Origin of the sequence: Thauera aminoaromatica S2 (assembly GCF_000310185.1) — a bacterium.
GTDB classification, from domain to species: domain Bacteria; phylum Pseudomonadota; class Gammaproteobacteria; order Burkholderiales; family Rhodocyclaceae; genus Thauera; species Thauera aminoaromatica.
Window position 1 is genome coordinate 1 of the sequence record NZ_AMXD01000269.1, and the last position, 1,699, is coordinate 1,699.

General features: G+C 71.6%; 2 protein-coding genes. One reads left to right on the forward strand and one right to left on the reverse strand.

The window, feature by feature from the left end; all coding sequences use genetic code 11:
* On the reverse strand, positions 1 to 548 hold a 548-nt coding region (locus C665_RS19465), incomplete at its 3' end, for a ComF family protein (RefSeq protein WP_245537199.1).
* A gap of 64 nt (positions 549 to 612) precedes the next feature.
* Between C665_RS19465 and bioB the strand changes: the two genes are divergently transcribed.
* On the forward strand, positions 613 to 1,593 hold the full coding sequence (bioB, locus tag C665_RS19470) for a biotin synthase BioB (RefSeq protein WP_004329059.1): 981 nt from the start codon (positions 613 to 615) through the stop codon (positions 1,591 to 1,593).
* Positions 1,594 to 1,699: the final 106 nt, after the last annotated feature.

The following is a 1,699-nucleotide window of genomic DNA, read 5'->3' on the forward strand; positions in this document are numbered from 1 at the left end:
GCCTCGCGGTCGAGCCCGGCCTGCGCCGGCAGGTCGCGCAGCTTGCGCACGACGGCGAGCCCGAGCGGCAGGTCGCGCGCACGCGCGAATCCGCGCGCCAGCTCCACCGCCTGGTTGAAGCCGCGCTCGGCGAGCCTGCGCGGATGCAGCGGCATCGGCAGCACGAGATCGGCCCCCGCGCCGTCTTCCGCAGCGAAATCGGCGCCGCATCGGGCCAACGCATCGCCAAGGTAACGGCCCACCGCGAGCTGGTGGCGGTACTTGAGGGCATGGATCATCGCGTCGACCGGGAAGGCGAAATCGAACACCGCCCGCGTCGCATCGAAGGCCGGCGCGCTGCGCCGGCAGGCGCCGCAACGGCCACCATCCAGGCCGGGCAGGCCGCATTGCGGGCACGCGGTGGAAGGACGCCGCGGCAGCTCGTCGGCACAGGCGGCACAGACGGCCTCGCCGCCGCTCGTCGCACCGCAGACGAAGCAGTCCTGCGGCGCGAGCACGTCCATCGCATGGCTGAACAGGACGCGGAGGGGATGCAGTGAATTTGACAAGATTTCCACCGATGGAAGAACATGCGGGCCTCGTAATTCGTAATTACAGCCTGGAAAGCATTACATGACAACGACTTCCGCGACGATCGAACGCCCCGCAGCGCCCCCGTCCCGCCACCAGTGGGCGACCGCCGAGGTCGAGGCGCTCTTCGAGCTGCCCCTGCTCGAGCTCGTCTTCCGCGCCCAGCAGGTGCATCGCAGCCACTTCGACCCGCAGGAAGTGCAACGCTCCACCCTGCTCTCGATCAAGACCGGCGGCTGCTCGGAAGACTGCGGCTACTGCTCGCAGTCCGCCCGCCACGACAGCGGTCTCGCCCGCCAGCGCCTGCTCCCGGTCGACGAGGTGCTCGCCAACGCGCGCGCGGCCAAGGCGCGCGGCGCCAGCCGCTTCTGCATGGGTGCCGCCTGGCGCGGGCCGAAGGACCAGGACCTCGCCCCGGTGCTCGAGATGGTGCGCGAGGTGAAGGCGCTCGGCCTGCAGACCTGCGTGACCCTGGGCATGCTGAAGGAAGGCCAGGCCGAGCAGCTCGCCGACGCCGGCCTCGACTACTACAACCACAACCTCGACACCGCACCCGACTTCTACGGCCGGGTGATCACCACCCACACCCTGCAGGACCGCCTCGACACCCTCGACAAGGTGCGCGGCGCCGGCATCAACGTATGCAGCGGCGGCATCGTCGGCATGGGCGAGAACCGCCGCCAGCGCGCCGCGCTGATCGCCCAGCTCGCCAACCTGCCGGCGCCGCCCGAGTCGGTGCCGATCAACAACCTGGTCCAGGTCCCGGGCACGCCGCTCGCGGGCGCCGGGGCGCTCGACCCCTTCGAATTCGTGCGCACGATCGCCGCCGCGCGCATCACCATGCCGAGCAGCTACGTGCGCCTGTCCGCCGGCCGCGGCGAGATGAGCGACGAGCTGCAGGCGCTGTGCTTCCTGGCGGGCGCCAACTCGATGTTCTACGGCGAGCGCCTGCTCACCACCGACAACCCCGACGCCGACCGCGACGACCGCCTGTTCGCGCGCCTCGGCCTGCGCGCAATTTGAGCGGCGAGCGCATGGACACCCCCACCCCCGGCCAGGACGTCAGCGCCCGGGACGCCCCCCCCGGGCAGGCCCCCGCCGCGCCGGGCTTCGCCCTCGACCGCAGCCT

Excerpts from the sequence above, each read along its gene's own strand:
- bioB (WP_004329059.1), top strand. The coding sequence starts at position 613 with ATGACAACGACTTCCGCGACGATCGAACGCCCCGCAGCGCCCCCGTCC.